14 protein-coding genes are annotated in these 15,787 nt (G+C 45.4%); 3 read left to right on the plus strand and 11 right to left on the minus strand.

Annotation, left to right across the window (positions count from 1 at the left end; translation table 11 throughout):
• Positions 1-20: 20 nt before the first annotated feature.
• On the plus strand, positions 21-485 hold the full coding sequence (locus AC0YN6_RS23680) for a RidA family protein (RefSeq protein ID WP_475749848.1): 465 nt from the start codon (positions 21-23) through the stop codon (positions 483-485).
• Between the two features lie 104 nt (positions 486-589).
• On the opposite strand, the gene AC0YN6_RS23685 is transcribed toward AC0YN6_RS23680, so the two are convergent.
• The 9 genes from AC0YN6_RS23685 to AC0YN6_RS23725 all read right to left on the minus strand — a co-directional run bounded on the left by AC0YN6_RS23685 (position 590) and on the right by AC0YN6_RS23725 (position 10,130).
• Complete coding sequence (locus tag AC0YN6_RS23685) at positions 590-751, minus strand: hypothetical protein (RefSeq protein WP_475749849.1); 162 nt, start codon at positions 749-751, stop codon at positions 590-592.
• 109 nt (positions 752-860) lie between these two features.
• Positions 861-1,895: an S-layer homology domain-containing protein gene (locus AC0YN6_RS23690; RefSeq protein WP_475749850.1), complete on the minus strand. Its 1,035-nt coding sequence runs from the start codon at positions 1,893-1,895 to the stop codon at positions 861-863.
• Between the two features lie 88 nt (positions 1,896-1,983).
• Positions 1,984-3,087, minus strand: a complete 1,104-nt coding sequence (locus AC0YN6_RS23695) for a putative 2-aminoethylphosphonate ABC transporter substrate-binding protein (RefSeq protein WP_475749851.1) — start codon at positions 3,085-3,087, stop codon at positions 1,984-1,986.
• Between the two features lie 219 nt (positions 3,088-3,306).
• Positions 3,307-4,092: a DeoR/GlpR family DNA-binding transcription regulator gene (locus AC0YN6_RS23700; RefSeq protein WP_475749852.1), complete on the minus strand. Its 786-nt coding sequence runs from the start codon at positions 4,090-4,092 to the stop codon at positions 3,307-3,309.
• A gap of 55 nt (positions 4,093-4,147) precedes the next feature.
• Positions 4,148-5,335, minus strand: a complete 1,188-nt coding sequence (locus AC0YN6_RS23705; RefSeq protein ID WP_475749853.1) for a saccharopine dehydrogenase family protein — start codon at positions 5,333-5,335, stop codon at positions 4,148-4,150.
• Positions 5,336-5,348: 13 nt separating this feature from the next.
• On the minus strand, positions 5,349-6,491 hold the full coding sequence (gene phnW / locus AC0YN6_RS23710) for a 2-aminoethylphosphonate--pyruvate transaminase (RefSeq protein WP_475749854.1): 1,143 nt from the start codon (positions 6,489-6,491) through the stop codon (positions 5,349-5,351).
• Positions 6,488-7,285 carry a phosphonoacetaldehyde hydrolase gene (phnX, locus tag AC0YN6_RS23715; RefSeq protein ID WP_475749855.1) on the minus strand — a complete coding sequence of 266 codons (798 nt, stop codon included), beginning with the start codon at positions 7,283-7,285 and terminating at the stop codon, positions 6,488-6,490. Before phnX ends, phnW begins: the two co-directional genes overlap by 4 nt.
• A 37-nt stretch (positions 7,286-7,322) precedes the next feature.
• Positions 7,323-9,059: a putative 2-aminoethylphosphonate ABC transporter permease subunit gene (locus AC0YN6_RS23720; RefSeq protein WP_475749856.1), complete on the minus strand. Its 1,737-nt coding sequence runs from the start codon at positions 9,057-9,059 to the stop codon at positions 7,323-7,325.
• Positions 9,060-9,062: 3 nt separating this feature from the next.
• The gene (locus AC0YN6_RS23725; protein WP_475749857.1) at positions 9,063-10,130 is read right to left on the minus strand and encodes an ATP-binding cassette domain-containing protein; all 1,068 of its coding nucleotides are present in this window, start codon (positions 10,128-10,130) and stop codon (positions 9,063-9,065) included.
• Positions 10,131-10,388: 258 nt separating this feature from the next.
• Here AC0YN6_RS23725 and AC0YN6_RS23730 point away from each other — a divergent pair, with 258 nt between their 5' ends.
• Both AC0YN6_RS23730 and AC0YN6_RS23735 read left to right on the plus strand, forming a co-directional pair.
• On the plus strand, positions 10,389-11,174 hold the full coding sequence (locus tag AC0YN6_RS23730) for an HAD family hydrolase (protein WP_475749858.1): 786 nt from the start codon (positions 10,389-10,391) through the stop codon (positions 11,172-11,174).
• Positions 11,175-11,462: 288 nt separating this feature from the next.
• A complete protein-coding gene (locus tag AC0YN6_RS23735; protein WP_475749859.1) occupies positions 11,463-14,708 on the plus strand; it encodes a LamG-like jellyroll fold domain-containing protein in 3,246 nt (1,081 codons plus the stop codon).
• Positions 14,709-14,839: 131 nt separating this feature from the next.
• On the opposite strand, the gene AC0YN6_RS23740 is transcribed toward AC0YN6_RS23735, so the two are convergent.
• Together AC0YN6_RS23740 and AC0YN6_RS23745 are read right to left on the minus strand one after the other, a co-directional pair.
• Positions 14,840-15,001 carry a sporulation protein YjcZ gene (locus AC0YN6_RS23740; protein ID WP_475749860.1) on the minus strand — a complete coding sequence of 54 codons (162 nt, stop codon included), beginning with the start codon at positions 14,999-15,001 and terminating at the stop codon, positions 14,840-14,842.
• Positions 15,002-15,123: 122 nt separating this feature from the next.
• The gene (locus tag AC0YN6_RS23745) at positions 15,124-15,648 is read right to left on the minus strand and encodes a phage holin family protein (RefSeq protein ID WP_475749861.1); all 525 of its coding nucleotides are present in this window, start codon (positions 15,646-15,648) and stop codon (positions 15,124-15,126) included.
• Positions 15,649-15,787 lie beyond the last annotated feature (139 nt).

Genomic DNA, 15,787 nt, shown 5'->3' on the forward strand with positions numbered 1-15,787 from the left:
AACAAGGAGCTGTTTTATTCATGTCTATTATCGAAAAACGTCTTGCTGAGCTTGGAATTACTTTACCAGAAACGACTAAGCCTAAATTTTCTTACATTCCGGTCAATCAAACAGGCAACCTCATTTACACTTCAGGATTTGACTGCCGCATCGACGGCGTTCTTATGTATGAAGGCAAAATCGGCGCCGAGCTTACGATTGAGCAAGGACAAGAAGCAGCTCGCCAAGTCGTTATCAATTTGCTTGCCGCTATGAAGGCTCATCTTGGCGATCTAGATCGTGTCGTCAAAATCGTCAAAATTTTAGGCTTCATCAATAGCGCTCCAGGCTTCGGCGACCAGCCTTACGTACTCAACGGAGCATCTGATCTGTTGATTGACGTATTTGGCGAGAACGGCCGTCATGCCCGTTCGGCTATCGGTACAAGCGACCTGCCATTCCATACACCAGTTGAAATCGAGCTGATTGCAGAGGTTCGTGAATAACATTCGATATGCAAAACCCCCAAGGCTCAGGCACTTGGGGGTTTAAACGCTATTTGAAATTAGTGGAAACGATGTGTTACCGAGTTACAAGCAAGCTTTGTTGACTACCAGCACAAAGAACGGGCAATAATTACAAGCAGAATGAAAAGGACTAATATAACCCCAATCCCTGTGCCCCAGCCTCCAACTCCACAATTACTAACCCCTGCAACTGGATAAGAAGGTCCGCAGTTTCCTGCACCAACCCCTGCTACGCCATAGCTCATTTGTTCATCTCCTTTTTCTTAAGGTACAGTATCCTATGATTTTGTACAGAAAGGGTATAGGCGATTGAACAAAATGTGCTCATGCTCATTTTTCTAGAAAGCCCACACCTTACTTATCAATCAATGACAAAATTAACGTTACAGCTTCGGCGCGAGTTGCCTTTTCCTGCGGTTCAAAGCGATTTCCGTTTCTTCCTTTTATGAGGTCATGCAGCGCAGCTGTCGCTACAGACGGCTTAGCCCATACAGGTATTTTTGCCGCATCAGCAAAACGAACGGCCGCACCCCCATCTAATGGCAAGCCAGATGAGCGCATCATCATGGTTACCATTTCCGCTCTTGTAATGAGACGGTTTGGACGGAATGTACCGTCATCATACCCGCTTATCACGTCAGCTTTCACTGCCTCAGCAATAAATTCCTGTGCCCAAGCAGGAAACTGCTTCTTATCTTTAAAATCAATTTCCTTTGCTTGCTTAGGGGTGAGCTCCAATGCGCGGCCAAGCATAACAGCAAATTGTGCACGGGAAACCCAACCATTCGGTTGAAACTGACCATTTTCATAACCTGTGATCATCCCAAGGGAAGCAGCCCTGCTAATATTAGCCTCAGCCCAGTGGCCCTTTATGTCACTAAAGGTTACCTGCGTAGAAGAGCTTACGAGAAAGACTAGTTTTGCAGCGTTTTTCAACTGAACCGCCTTCACCTGGCTGTCGACCAGCTTCGCTTCCACAAGCTCAAGCCCAGCTTTTCCATTCGACACTCCTTCAAACGTGAACGTTGCGATGGTTGCCGACCCGCTGACACCTTTCTCCTTGGTTCCTATCTTCGTATGAGCGAATGTAATCACTCCGTCCTTATCGATGGGAGAAATAGGCATCCCCTTCCATCCGGCGGCAGCCTCTTTGAATTTAAGCTGTGCTTTATTGTATTTTAGCTTCAATTCAAAACCATATAAATCGCTTAATTGTTCTCCCTTTACGCTTACTATTATTTCTTGTCCAACCACCGCATTCATCTGACTCACCGTTAAAGACAAGGCTGCATTAGCAGCAGCGACATAATTAGCCGGCAGCATTATAGCTCCGCACAACATCGTAATTACAAGTAAGAGAGTCTTAATCTTCTTTAGCCTAAACAACATATCATTTCCTCCTTTATTTTGTTCCTATTAGACAAAAAGCTGACAGCAGCTAATATAGCGCCTGTCAGCCTTTTTGCGTTAACTTAAATTATGATTTTGGCTCACTCTTGCTGTCGTAACGATTGCTCCACTCTTTTAGAATGCTGTCGCGCTCTTTTGCCGCTTCTTGAAGGTCATATTTAATCAATTGCTCAATCGGATTTTTAGTATAGCCATCTGGAATGACGTTAGTGTCACTCTTCACAGCTACGATCGGATAGTTTTTGCTATATTCAGCCATCGCATCATCTGTAATTGCCCAGTCCAAAAACGTCTGTGCTGCCTTCTTCATGTTTGGTTTCTTGATCAACGCATTCGCCTCAACATCCCAGCCGGAGCCTTCAGTAGGGAATACGACTTCAACTGGGGAACCGTCGTTTTTCTCTTTAATACCGCGGTAACCAAATGAGATTCCGATTGGGTATTCGCCAGTACCGGCCATTTTTGCAGGCTTCGAACCTGAATGTGTATAAATACCGATATTCTCATGAAGTTTGTCCATGTATTCCCATGATTGATCTGCTCCAAGCAGCTGCTGCAAGCCAGATACCGTTAGGAAACCTGTTCCAGAGGACGCTGGGTTAGGCATCGTGATAAGACCTTTGTATTCAGGCTTAGCCAAATCCTCATACGACTGCGGCACTGCCAATCCTTTTTTCTCCAGCTCAACCGTGTTGGCAATAATAGCCGTCTCCCAAGCATCGATTCCTACCCAGTGCTCCGGGCTTCTGTTATCTTTGAACTCAGCTAGAATCCGCTCTACCCCAGCAGGAGAATAAGGCTCCAGCATGCTGTTTTGATCCAGTACGAGCAAGCTCGTTGCTGCAACGCCCCACACAACGTCAGCTTGCGGATTGTCTTTCTCGGCAAGCAGCTTAGCTGTAATAATGCCTGTTGAATCACGAACGATATTTAATTTGATGTCCGGATATTTTTCATAGTATGTTTTCAAATACTCTTTAATGAGATCATCCTCAAGCGCGGTATAGATGGTAAGCTCCTTGCTATCCATATCAATCGACGTTTCTGCTTGCTCTGAAGAATTGCCTGACTTATTATTTCCTTTATTGCTCGATCCTCCGTTACCTCCGCAGGCGGATAAAACCGTAACGATAACTATCATGCTCACAAGTAGAAACCAGCTTCTTTTCATTGTTTTCTCTCCCTTTGGTTGTTCTTCTTCTCTAGTTCTACTATATGCTTGTTTGTTTAACGCACTGTAAAATACAAGTAAACAAATTGTTTTGTTTTTGGATTCGGCTTTATATTTGTGTTATTCCTTTGACTATTAATTAATTCATTGGCCGCATACAAAAAAAAAAGAACCTTAAAGTCGTTTATAGACTTTAAGGTTCCTGCGTTAGCTCTAGCTTTATTCCGCTACGATCCAGTGCACGTCCTGTTCGTCCAGCTTGGAACGCCAAGATGCTGGAGGTGCAACGTCACTAATAATCATATCAATCTCTTTGAAGTCGGCAATTTTATAGAAATGGCTCGTGCCAATCTTCGTATAGTCTGCTAACACGATGGTTTGTTTGGCTTGCTTCATAAATGATCTTGCCAACACGCCGCGCTCATCCTCGTAGCTCGTTATGCCGCTATCAATCTGTAGACCGTCTGCGACGATAAACGCCTTATCCACATTGAAATTAGACATAAACTCCATTGCAAGCGTACCGGATGTCCGATAATGCTTCGGATTAATACGACCACCGATAAGTACGATTTCACCATCAAAAATATTGCGGTTTTTGTAGCCAATCAGCAAGTTCAGAGTATAAACGGATGTAACAAGAACCGTTAGCTGCTTCTTATAGGCAAGCGAATCAATCATTTGCAGCGTCGTAGTTCCATCATCAATGACCACAACGTCTTTGTCCTGAATAAGAGAAGACGCAACGCGTCCAATCCTTCTCTTCTCTTCCGCTTGCTGCACTTCGCGACGAACATAGGCAGGCTCTTCCCGCTCCACATTAATCTTAACGGCGCCGCCGTACACTCGTTTGAGCTTTAGTTCATCTTCGAGCTCCTCCAAATAACGACGGATCGTTTCCGATGATACATCGAGCGCCTGTACGAGCTCAGGCGTACGAACCTTTCCTTTTAGCTGCAGCATATTAATGATGATCTGCTTCCGCTCTTCTCCGGCTAGCGACATCTCTATTTCCCCTTCGTCTTCAGCTTTGTCTACTTTTTTGATTATTAATCGTATTCTAGCCTACTTCAACTAAACTCTCAATCTTTTCATGAATGAGAATGCCGCGTTTGCTCAGCTGCTCAAATATTACACGAGGTTCAAAGGCTTCTTCCGGTGTTACGATTCCTGTCTGATCCTTGCACAGCGTTTGACCGCTCGCAATAAGCTCCGTCGCAATCGCGAGCGGTATTCCTACATTTCTAGTATAAGCACGCAATTTCTCCCAGCCTTCAACGGAGCCGTCCGACGCCGGATGCGTATGCGTGAGTGTATGTCTGCATGCTTCTCCGGTCTGAGCTGATATGCCTGTTACTTCAATGTGTAGAGAGTAGCCGTACAGCTCCGTTTCATGACCTTCCTGCGACTCGAATAAATATTGTCCAATCGCATCCATAATGCCGATTTCTTGCCCTGCAATGGTAATGCGATCATTGCGCATAAACCCATAGTCATATAACGCATGAACTAGCTTCATATTTTGCTGTGGCCATGTTCCGCGCACTTCAATTAACTGGACATCTTTGCTCGCAAGCGCCTTTGCCAGCGTACGTGTTTCTGCATGCGGAATAATGTATTGAATCGATTTGCCGTATGGCTCTGGGAGCTCAATCTCACGTGGACGAGCGAAAGGCTCAACCTGAATGAATTGCCCTTTCTCGTAAACTACACGTCCCGGAAGCTTAGGATCATACTCATAAACAGTCGTTTCCGCAATCGATTTGGAGAAAGCAATCGGACGGTACGAGCCATGGCTGACCCGCACCTCATGCACTTCCTTCAACTGATTAGCTGCATGCATCGCCATCATCTGCGTTACACCGGGCGTCATCCCGAAGCCAGGCAAACACATTTTGCCGTTACGGACAAATACATCATGACTGGCATCCTCTTCACCAAAGCCGTTCAAGTTAATGCCGTGGCAGCCAGCTTCTGCGATGCAGGCTGTAGACAAGCCGTTTAACGTAATTGTTGTTCCATCCATTACAATGTCATAACCGCGAAGCTGTTCTACGGTTGCCTCATGATCAAGCACATTCACTTTGACAGCCTGTACACGTTCATCATTCAATGAAGCCGCAAGCTGCTGAGCTGCTTCCAGATTGAAATCACCTATCGTAATGACCTCAAATGAGGAATACTGAACAAGGTCAAGCACCGCTTCCATACAAATTCGACCTGCGCCGCCTAGGCAAAATACTTTCATCCTCTTCACTCTCCTATTGTACTTTGTCTACTGTCGAATAAATGTTCTTGATCACATGAACCAACCGTTCCATATCAGCTGGATGGACATCACCGATGCTGCCAATTCGGAAAGTCGGCTCTGAGGTCAGCTTCCCGGGATATAGTACAAATCCTTCCTTCTTCAAGCTTGCGTAAAATGATTCAAATGAAAAGTTAGCCGCCGGGTATCGAAAGGCTGTAATAATAGGAGATTGCCACTCGCGAGGCAGCAAAGCACTGAAACCAGCAGCCTCCATTCCATCCGTGATAACCTGTTGATTGCTGCTATAACGAGCTTCCCGAGCAGCGATTCCGCCTTCAAGCTCCAGCTCCTTCAGTGCCTGATCGAATGCCCGCACCACATGAGTTGGCGACGTAAAACGCCATTTGCTATTGGAACGCTCCATCATATCCCATTGGTCATACAGATCAAGCGACAAGGAGCGCGCATGGCCTTTGCAATTTGCAATGACATCGCGCCTTGCGACGACGAAGCCAAATCCAGGTACCCCTTGAATACACTTGTTGCTGCTGCTTACGAGAAAATCAATGCCCAGCTCATGCATATCCAGTGCTACACCGCCAAAGCTGCTCATCGCGTCAACAATGAACGTAACATTGGAACGATTTACTACTTCGGCTATTTGCTTTAACGGGTTAAGAATACCCGTCGTCGTTTCACAATGTACGACGGCAACATGCGTAATCTTAGGATCATCCCGAAGCGCTTGCGCAAGTACCTCAGGATCGATGGGATTGCGCTCGTCGAACGCAATGGCGGTAACTGAAATGCCCAGCACTTCGGCAATTTGAACCATTCGCTCTCCATATGCTCCATTTACGGCAATTGCCAGCTTACCGCCTTGCTTCGGAAGAGCTGTGCCAATTGTCGCTTCCACACTAAACGTCCCGCTGCCCTGCATTAATACTGCCGTATATTGTTCCGTCGCCCCTGGTGCAGCGAGCTTCACGATCCGCTCCCTTATCGAAGCGACAAGCTGATTATATTGATCGTCCCACGTACACCAATCCTTCATCATCGCTTCCTTCACGCTTCGAGTCGTCGTGAGCGGTCCCGGCGTGAGCAGCAAATATGGATTTTCAGTTAGCGATACAACTTCATTATTTGATTTCATGGACGATCCCCCGCTTGTAAACGTTCATTAATATGTGAAATTACACCATCCAACTCACCAATTTCACGAATGATAAAATGAGCTCCCGCTTGCATTAAGCGATCCGATACTTCAACAAAAATTTTCTCCTTCTCACTCGCCGTTAATGATTCCGTTTCTGCTAGTGTCAGACCAACTTCATTTCCGCCAAAAATAACTCCTACAGACCATACGCCAGCATTGCGGCCTTCTCTCATATCCGCTTCGGTATCGCCGCATTTGACGATATGACTCATTGGATAAGTGCCGAGCTTCTCTGCGTTGCGAAAAATCATCCATGGATACGGGCGGCCTTCTGCTGCTTCATCAGGTGTAACTGTACTGTCAGGCGAATAACCTTGCTTCGCCGCTTCTGGAGCAATAATATCCATCATAGGACGCGTATAGCCTGTCGTCGTTCCAATCTTGATGCCTTGCTCACGCAGCCTCTCGATAAGAGCAAGCGCTCCCGGCACGGGCGTTGCGTATTGGTGAAGTATAGAGAACAGCATCGGCTCAAATTTTTCATACATTTCATCAATATCACTCTCGTTTGGCGCAATGCCAAACTTTGCTTGCCATGCGGCTGATACGTCAGGATCGGAGCAAATGTCACGCAAATGGTCCTTCTTCATCCGACCCATCGGCTTACGAATCGCCTTGAACGAAGCTTCAACACCTCTTTCTTCGAATAAGCGGCGAAACGCTTCAACCGGTGCGAAACTTCCAAAATCAACCACTGTACCTGCCCAATCCAAAATCACTGTTTTTATCATGAATAATAACCTCCATCGTTTATATTGTTTTTTTGTGCTATCGCTTCTGCCATGCCGACATTTTGCGGCGCAGCCTCGACGTTCCGGCTTCATATAGAAACCGAACGACGACGTTAAGGAGTACTACAAGTACGGACATTGCAGCTGCCGCAGCTGTATCACCGGCGTCATCCATACTAACGATGGACACCGAGGCAATTCGTAAATCAGAAGCATACAAGAAAACTAGTGCGGATACCGTAACCATGGCATTTACAAAAAAGTAGACTGCCATTTCTAATATAGCTGGCAACGATAATGGCACCGTGATACGAGCGAACGTACGCAGCTTTGAGACATTCATTGACTCCGAGACGTTATCAAACTCTTTGTCGAGCATTTTCAAAGTAGCTGTTGCCGTCATAAAGGGGACGGAGTAGAAATGTACGACATTCGCCAAAACAAGTATGATCATCGTCCCGTATACGAAATGAAACGGATTCGACGGATGATTAAAGAAATAAATATAAGATAATCCTATGACGAGTCCCGGCAGCGCCAGCGGCAAAATGGATAAGAAATAAGCGGCTTGTCTAACCGGACGATAGACGCGTCCATTTTCGATTAAATAAGCAAACATAAAGGTTACAATCGTCCCAATAACCGCTGTCCATGCCGCCATCTCAATGCTGTTCCAGAACGGATCAAAGCCGCCTGCCGCAGCGTTGGAGAAGTCAAAATTGCTCCAAGTAAATGACATGTCATACGGCCATTTCTTCACAACTGAGGCCAGTAAGACCGCTCCCATTAAGAGTAAAATCAAGGCTGACAAAATAGCGGCATAAGCATAGGCGAAAACATTACGCAGCCGATTATTTTTCACAAAATAAGGAACGGACTTCGATGTGACATAAGCTTGCTGCTTCCTCGTCACAATTCGATCAACGACGAAGGCGATAATGGCGGGAATCGTCAGCACGATGCCGACCACTGCTCCCATAGACATATTTTGCTGACCGACAACCTGTTTGAAAATATCTGTAGCCAGCACGTTATACTGTCCGCCTACGACCTTCGGGGCTCCAAAATCAGTGAAGCTGAGCGTAAAACAAATGACGACTGCACTAAGCAGCGCGTATTTGACTGACGGCAGCGTTACTGTGAGCATTTTTCTAAGAGCGCTTGCCCCCATCGATTCGGCCGCCTCATATAAGCGATAATCGCTGACGGCAAGGCCTGCGCACAAAATAAGAAACGCCTGCGGAAACGTATAGATGACCTCCGAAATAATGATGCCCGTTTTGCCATAGAGCGGAATACGCCATTCGAACGGCAACAGACCGAACAATCCGGTTGAAATGAGACCTTGATGACCAAATAAATAAGTCAGAGAGAGCCCGTGCATCATCGTTGGTGCAAACAATGGAAGTATAGCAAGCGCTTTGAAGAAGGACTTGCCTTTAATATTCGTACGAGTTAATACATAGGCCAGCCCAAAGGCAAGCGGCACAGCAATCGCTGTCGTTGCTGTTGATACGGTAATTGTGTTCAGGATCGATTGAATAAGGGACTTTGACTGCAAATAGGTTGCAAAATTAGTCAGTCCAACCAAATTTCCGTCCGAATCCATGAATGCCAGCTTAAACATCGATAGCAGCGGTAACACGATGACCGTAATAAGGGCTAGAAGGACGATAATGAGCATCAGCTTGATTAGCCAGTTGTTCTCTGATGCGCCTCGTTTGCTTCTTCTCAACCATTGCAAGGGCAAAGCTTGATTTGTTTTCAATTTCATCCTCTACTCCCCTGCGATCCCAGCGACTGCCGTCGGATAATGAAGCATACGCTCCTGTGGCAAATGCAGATGAAGCAGCTTGTTACGCGACCATTCAAAACGGTTAGCTGTTTGCGCTGAGATGTCTACTGTTACGTTTACGTCCGAGAATTTCCCAGATTCGTTAGCGAGCTGCAAGCTTACACGATAGAAGGCGCCTCGAAATTCCACATGCTGTACAAATCCGCTAATCCCGTTATCGTTTGTTCCTGCTTCTGCATGCTGCCGATCATCAATTTGGATATGTTCCGGTCTGATGGCAAGCAGGTCGTTCGGATTGTTCCCCTTAAGACTCGTAGATCCGACTGGGAAGAAATTAATAGCCCCGATAAAATCAGCAACAAAAGGGGTATTGGGCTTATCGTAAACCTCTTGCGGCGTACCGATTTGAACCACTCGTCCATGATCCATAACGACGATTTGATCCGCCATCGTCAGCGCTTCCTCCTGATCATGCGTAACCATTACTGTTGTAATGCCAAGCCGCTCTTGCAGCTCGCAAAGCTGTTCACGCAGCTTCTCTCGTACCTTCGCATCCAGCGCGGATAGCGGCTCATCCAGTAACAGAATGTCAGGTGATAAAGCGACTGCTCTTGCGAGAGCGACGCGCTGCTGCTGTCCTCCTGAAAGCTGAGCCGGATACCTGTCTCTTATTTCTGTTAGCCCAATAAGCTCAAGCATCTCATTGACACGTGCTTCAATCTGACGTTTCGGTTGCTTTCCCTTGAGCCCGTAGCCAATATTGTCGCTAACGCTTAGGTTTGGAAACAGCGCATACGATTGAAAGACAATCCCAATGTTGCGTTTGGATGTATGCTGCATCGTAATGTCGTTGCCATCAAGAATGACAGTGCCTGCGTCCGTCTGTTCAAGACCTGCAATAATTCGCAGCAAGGTTGTCTTACCGCAGCCGCTTGGGCCTAATAGGCATGTAAACTTACCTTTTGGAATATGAACGCTGACATCATGGAGCGCTTGAAAGCTGCCAAATGCCTTGCGAATACCATTAATCGCCAACCCTTCATTTTTCATACTCATTCTCCTTGTGCCTCGTATTATTCATTCAAGAACGATATTATTAAGTTAAAACACTTGCTTCGTTAACCTATTTGTAGTTTAAAATAGATTTGTTAACGGATTGTCAAGTACAAGTAAAGATTGTGTGTTTAATTGTTTTGTCATTGTTTTAATTGTTTTTAATCCGTAAAATACAATTATTGAAGCGCAACACCTTATTTTTCTGTTTCTTAATTACTCATATCAAACCAAACAAAGGACTGATTCCAACTTATGACAACGATCATTTTCGATTTGGATAACACGCTGATCTGGGATGAAAAAAGTACAGACGAGGCGCTTGATGCAACATGCGAGGCAGCGGAGCAAGAAATAGGCTCTCCGTTGAAGCTTCTAAAGAAATCCGTTATTCAAGCGGCACATTCTTTATTTAGCGAGCTGGAATGCTACCCCTACTTAGCGAATATAGAAGTAACTGCGATGGAAGCCATGTGGGCGCGTTTTGATGATGGAGCTGCGCCAGAGCTCCATCAGATGCGAGAGCTCGCACCAGTTTTCCGTAAAAGTGTATGGACGAATGGACTAAAGGAGATAGGTATCCATAATGAAAAGCTTGCTGCCCAGCTCGCAGAACAGTTTCCAGCCGAGCGGCGCAAGCGTCCTTATGTATATGAAGAAACATTTGAAGTGCTTGCAGCATTGTCTGCGAAATACCCGCTAATGCTGCTCACGAACGGGACTCCTGATTTGCAGAAAGAGAAGCTTTACGGCATCGACGGATTATCTGATTATTTTCCTCACATCGTTATTTCGGGTGAAGTAGGCTGCGGCAAACCTTCCCCACTTATATTCGAGCACTGTATGAGCCTCGAAGGGCTAAAGCCGGAGCAATGCTTAATGGTCGGGGACAATTTATTTACCGACATTTTGGGAGCGAGTCGAACCGGAATGGCAAGTGCATGGCTCAATCGATCAAAACAATCTTTGCCCATTGAAGCCGCTCGCCCAACTTTTGAAATTCAATCATTGAGAGATATTGAAGCGCTGCTTCCTCTCTAGTAATACAGCAAATAGAGGTCACACCTTATCAATATGACGGGGTGCGGCCTCTTTTTTTGTAAATTCTTCATATTGCGATTACACCTGATTAACAACACAGGCTTATGATAAAGAAGAATCAAAAACACATAAAAACAATTAATCACATTATTTAAAGACATTATTTATTTTGTTTTTAATCTAAGTGTGGGAAGGATGTAGGATTATGGCGCTAATGCCATACGAGTAATCCACCGATCTTGAACAATGATTCGAAACACTCATTCAAAAAACAGGAGGTTATTATTCATGAATAAGACGATAAAAAAAGCATTCGTATCCACACTCGCAGCAGCTACATTAATAACAGCGTCAGGTGGATTCGTACCGCTTAGCGAGAAGGCCTTTGCAGCTGTTGTTGACGCCGATCTTCATGCTAAATTCAGCTTTGAAAATAATGCTGCAGACAGCTCTGCCAGCAATCTCGCATCTACCGTCGTTGGTACTCCTACTTATATTCCTGGTAGAATTGGGCAGGCGCTCTCTCTAAGCTCTACTAATACAAATAAACAATATATCAATCTAGGCAAGCCCTCACAGCTGCAATTCGGAACAGATAAGAGCTTCAGCTTCTCCTTCTGGGTCAAATCTTCAGGTGTAGATTCCGATCCTTCTATTCTATCCAACAAAAATTGGAACAGCGGCAGTAACGTCGGTTACAACCTTTCTCTTCATTCGGATAAAAAATTAAGATGGAATTTCAACACCGCTGGCGGTACTCGTATTGATGCCGACATTCCTAACGTTGCTAACGGAAGCTGGCACCATATCGTCATCTCGCATGACCGCACCATTGGACGCGTTGATTTTTACAAAGATGGTGTGCCTGTTTCAGTCACTACTTCCAACGGAACCAAATTTAATAATATCGCAAGCGCAATCAGCATAGTCGGCCGTACGGGAACGATCGATTCTGGTCTTTCGACGATGCTCGGCAATGACGGCACAGGAAATTATTCCGCCGCACTTGAAGCGCAGCTTGATGATGTGCTCATTTTGAATCGTCCTATTACTGCCGAAGAGGTTACAGATATTTACAATAGCGCTCCCCCGATTGTGGTAGGCGATAAATTCAATGGCACTTTAAAATTCGTCGGAGCAACGGATACCGCTCCAGGTACTGAGTTCAAGCAAATGCTCGACCTTCGCACTCCTACCATGACCAGTGCGATTGACAGCGCGAGTGTAGAAATTGCATATGACAGCAGCAAATTCACATTCTCTCGTGCGACAAAGGCAACCAAAGTTGATACTTCAACTCCGGGCATCGTTAAGCTGGAGCTCCCCGCAGGAAGCGTCTATAACAAAACCAATCCGTTGGAATTTGTGGCATCTACATTGTCCGATGTTTACTTTTTTGCGAAAGATGTGAGTGGACAGGGCACGATTCAGGTGACTTCTGCTGAGTTCTACACGGGCGCAAACAAATACGTAAAGGAAACGTTAAACACGCCTGCGCAAACCGTTCAAATTCATACTAAGGCAGCAGAGGATATCAATAAAGACAGCCACATTACGATCGGTGATGTTGCCTTGGCTCAAGGGAAGTCCACTCAAGAGCTGACATCCATTGCTGACAAAGCAAAATATATGCCTTATAAACGAGTTGTCGTAATCGGCATCGACGGTGCCGGCATCTCCGTATCGAAGGATGCGCCTTACTGGGAAACGCCAAACTCCGTGAAGGAAACTGTCGGCGACCGCCTAAATCTGCCTGCACTGCGCGGCATCATTGAGAAGGGTGCTGCCTCCTATTCCGTTACAACGACGCTGCCCACCGTCTCTTCTCCTAACTGGGGTGCCATGATCAATGGTGTCGACTATAGCAAGCATCAAATTGATAATACAATTAGCGCAACGAATATCTACAGTGAGACGTCACCATATCCTTCGGTATTCAAAAAATTGCGTCAACAATTTCCAGAAACGAAACTTGCAGCATTCACGACATGGTCCAACATCATTAAGGGTCATATTGAACCTTCCGTCGGAGCTGAAGGTTACTCCGCAGGCGATAAAGCAAACGTAAATGCTTTCGCTCAATATGCGGCAGACGGCAGAGCCTACGATGCATCCCTTATTTTTTTCCAATTGGATGATGTAGATGGCGTCGGACACTCCCTCGGTTTCTATACGAAGCAATATTACGCAAAGCTGATGGAAACAGATAATCTCGTAAAAACCATCTATGACTCGCTCAGCAGCAAAAATCTGCTGGACGATACACTTATTCTAATGACAGCCGATCATGGCGGAGGTACTGAAAAGGCAGATCATACACTAGGCAGTGCTACTGCACACGGACAAGACTCCCCACTGGCCAAAACCGTATTTATCGCAGCGAACGGAAGAACGGTTGCAACGGATGTGGGCAAGGAGAAGCTGCTGCAAGGAGGAACAACGAAGGATATCGCTGCAACGATATTAGCTGCACTCGAGGTCGATTCGCCGATTGGGGATTCCAAGACCATTGATGGCATGTTCGTCCCTCAGAAGGATCAGAACAAAGCAGATGCCCCTAATCTTCAATTAACAAAAATTGTAGACATCTCTTCAAAAGAATTAAAGGGCTATGAGCTGGCAGTCAATCATCTTAGCACGGATGCCAAAGCCATCGATATCGAACTCGAGACTGGTGATTTGACTATCCAAACCATTAATCCGCTGCAAGCCGGCGTTACCGTATTACGGAATGAGAGCGCAAATGGAAAAACAAGAATCATCCTCTCGGCTGATTCTGCCATCGCACCAGATCAGCCTATTATACGTTTAGTAACACAGTCTCAAAATAACACTGCGTCCGCAGCGCTTCATCAAGCAATGATCGCGAGTGCACAAGGAAAAGAGTCTTTGCCTAACTTTACTTCATCGGTAAAAGAAGAGGGTGAAGAGTCGTCTGGCCCAGCTGCTGTCTTGGAAGGGAATACGTCTGTCAATTCTGGATCTACGTTTACGATTAAGCTAGGCTTAAACAGTGTATCAGACAGTGTCTATGCACAAGATATCTCATTTTCCTATGATCCGAATGTGCTTGAATATGTAGAAAGCCGTTCACTGCTTAATAAAGTTCAAATTGTAAATAGTGTTCATGACGACAAAGGGAAACTACGGCTCATTCTTGCTAGTGAAGGGGTAGAACACGCGGTTACCGGCAGTAATCAAGTTGTTGAGCTAACCTTTAAAGCGAAGGAAACGGAAAGTATCGTTACGGGTAAGGTGACTGCAGAAAAGATCTTGCTGTCAGATGGTGAAAGTGAAGTACAAGCAGCTTCGCATTCATTGAATATCCAAGTATCGCCTAAAGAAGTGACCAACCCTGCCGATCAAAACCAAGATGGAAAAGTCAGCATTTCAGATTTAGCGCTCATCGTTCTTCATTACGGTAAAAACAAGGAATCTGCAGATTGGGAGCAAATCAAGAAAGCAAACGTCAATAATGATGACGTTATCGATCTTCTCGACCTTATTCTAGTCGCGCGATCCATTATGGAATAAGCTTCTTTGCAAGCTTGTCTATAACGTTAAACTATAACATCCCCGTGGCTCAGGCTCATGGGGATGTTATTATATTTTCAGTTAGTGGAAAAACGCTTTGACCGACTTATCGGCTCGCTATGGTTTAAAGCCTACCAAGTTGCGCGAGAAATAATAACAAGTAGGATAAAGAGGACAAGAATAAATCCAATGCTCGAGAATCCGCCGCAGCCTACGCCGCCCACTGGGTACGATGGTCCACAGTTTCCAGGACCAACATTAGCCCCTGCTACCCCTGCTACTCCATAGCTCATTTGTTCATCTCCTTTTTGATAACTTACACAGTATCCTATGACTCAGGGTCAAAAGTGTATGGGCTTTTGCAGGAAATGAGCAGATGCCTAAAAATACATATATAGTCCCTTGTCTCTGCATTTCACTCCCTTTCATTCGATGTTGATTCATCATCGGCAATGAATCTACTTTCGCTTCTTTTTTCTAGGCTTACGCCCCTCATTGTCGCTTGTGTCACCTTCGCTTTCAGCTCATTATCAATTTGCTCGATTACTATTTTGGGAATCCATTTTCCCCAGCCCGCCCTGTAGGCATTAGCGGTCAATGACTGCCAAGTGTGATATATAATTCCTAGCGTAATAGTATAAAAGAATAATCCCGGCATACTAAGCATCGAATCTAGCAGATTGGCTAGAATAGGCAAAGCCATAAGAAATAAAGTGCGGAGCCACCCTAACATCCCATAATCTGATGAGAAAGTATTATTTTTTTTCGATGCGGCAATACCAGTAATCCAATCCAACAAGATGACTGCTAATAGAACTGCAATGAGTATCAATCTGCCTTGTCCATACATACCGTCTATTACCGTTTTTAAAAAAGCCCCTATCATAGTTACGGTGAGTTTTCCCTCTATAAAATAATGGAATAAAAGTTGTTTGTGCATGAGATACATACCTCCTAATCAAGTTGAATAGTGGCAGCGGCAAAAGGTAAACCCGCTAGCGCCTACATCACACCCACCCCCTAATTTAGATAAAACAAAAGGGACGCTCGGTATCCTCGCCCACCGCTCACCACGGTAT

Source organism: Paenibacillus sp. J22P15, assembly GCF_056269345.1.

What these genes read in the sequence shown, in the direction of transcription:
- AC0YN6_RS23680 (WP_475749848.1), top strand. Translation starts at nt 21, where the DNA reads ATGTCTATTATCGAAAAACGTCTTGCTGAGCTTGGAATTACTTTACCA.
- AC0YN6_RS23685 (WP_475749849.1), bottom strand. Translation starts at nt 751, where the DNA reads ATGAGCTATGGCGTAGCAGGGGTTGGTGCAGGAAACTGCGGACCTTCT.
- AC0YN6_RS23690 (WP_475749850.1), bottom strand. Translation starts at nt 1,895, where the DNA reads ATGTTGTTTAGGCTAAAGAAGATTAAGACTCTCTTACTTGTAATTACG.
- AC0YN6_RS23695 (WP_475749851.1), bottom strand. Translation starts at nt 3,087, where the DNA reads ATGAAAAGAAGCTGGTTTCTACTTGTGAGCATGATAGTTATCGTTACG.
- AC0YN6_RS23700 (WP_475749852.1), bottom strand. Translation starts at nt 4,092, where the DNA reads ATGTCGCTAGCCGGAGAAGAGCGGAAGCAGATCATCATTAATATGCTG.
- AC0YN6_RS23705 (WP_475749853.1), bottom strand. Translation starts at nt 5,335, where the DNA reads ATGAAAGTATTTTGCCTAGGCGGCGCAGGTCGAATTTGTATGGAAGCG.
- phnW (WP_475749854.1), bottom strand. Translation starts at nt 6,491, where the DNA reads ATGAAATCAAATAATGAAGTTGTATCGCTAACTGAAAATCCATATTTG.
- phnX (WP_475749855.1), bottom strand. Translation starts at nt 7,285, where the DNA reads ATGATAAAAACAGTGATTTTGGATTGGGCAGGTACAGTGGTTGATTTT.
- AC0YN6_RS23720 (WP_475749856.1), bottom strand. Translation starts at nt 9,059, where the DNA reads ATGAAATTGAAAACAAATCAAGCTTTGCCCTTGCAATGGTTGAGAAGA.
- AC0YN6_RS23725 (WP_475749857.1), bottom strand. Translation starts at nt 10,130, where the DNA reads ATGAAAAATGAAGGGTTGGCGATTAATGGTATTCGCAAGGCATTTGGC.
- AC0YN6_RS23730 (WP_475749858.1), top strand. Translation starts at nt 10,389, where the DNA reads ATGACAACGATCATTTTCGATTTGGATAACACGCTGATCTGGGATGAA.
- AC0YN6_RS23735 (WP_475749859.1), top strand. Translation starts at nt 11,463, where the DNA reads ATGAATAAGACGATAAAAAAAGCATTCGTATCCACACTCGCAGCAGCT.
- AC0YN6_RS23740 (WP_475749860.1), bottom strand. Translation starts at nt 15,001, where the DNA reads ATGAGCTATGGAGTAGCAGGGGTAGCAGGGGCTAATGTTGGTCCTGGA.
- AC0YN6_RS23745 (WP_475749861.1), bottom strand. Translation starts at nt 15,648, where the DNA reads ATGCACAAACAACTTTTATTCCATTATTTTATAGAGGGAAAACTCACC.